The following is a 432-nucleotide window of genomic DNA, read 5'->3' on the forward strand; positions in this document are numbered from 1 at the left end:
GTCTTTACGTATGGTCACTGGCTTTGTGCAAAGTCTGATTAAACTTTGCGGATTAAATTGGATAGCTCCAGATTACACCACGCTTTGTAGAAGACAAAAGCATATTGATATTGTAATCAGCTACCAAAAAAGTAGCGATGGGCTGCATCTACTCATGGACTCTACAGGCATGAAGTTTCTAGGTGAGGGCGAATGGAAACGCAAGAAACATGGACCTGAATATCGTCGCCAATGGCGTAAACTTCATATTGGTATAGATGCTAAAACCCTACAAATACGAGCAGTTCAGCTTACAACCAATAATGTCAGTGATTCACAGGTGCTTGGTGATTTACTTAATCAGATTCCACAAGATGAGCGGATTGACTCTGTTTATACCGATGGAGCTTATGACACCAAGCAATGCCGTCAGGTCATTGCAGATCGGCAAGC

General features: G+C 42.4%; 1 protein-coding gene. It reads left to right on the forward strand.

The window, feature by feature from the left end:
- On the forward strand, positions 1-432 hold a 432-nt coding region (locus DPG01_RS18610), incomplete at both ends, for an IS5 family transposase (RefSeq protein ID WP_110976020.1).

This window comes from Acinetobacter sp. WCHAc060042, from assembly GCF_003231195.1.
In the GTDB taxonomy this organism is placed as follows: Bacteria; Pseudomonadota; Gammaproteobacteria; order Pseudomonadales; family Moraxellaceae; genus Acinetobacter.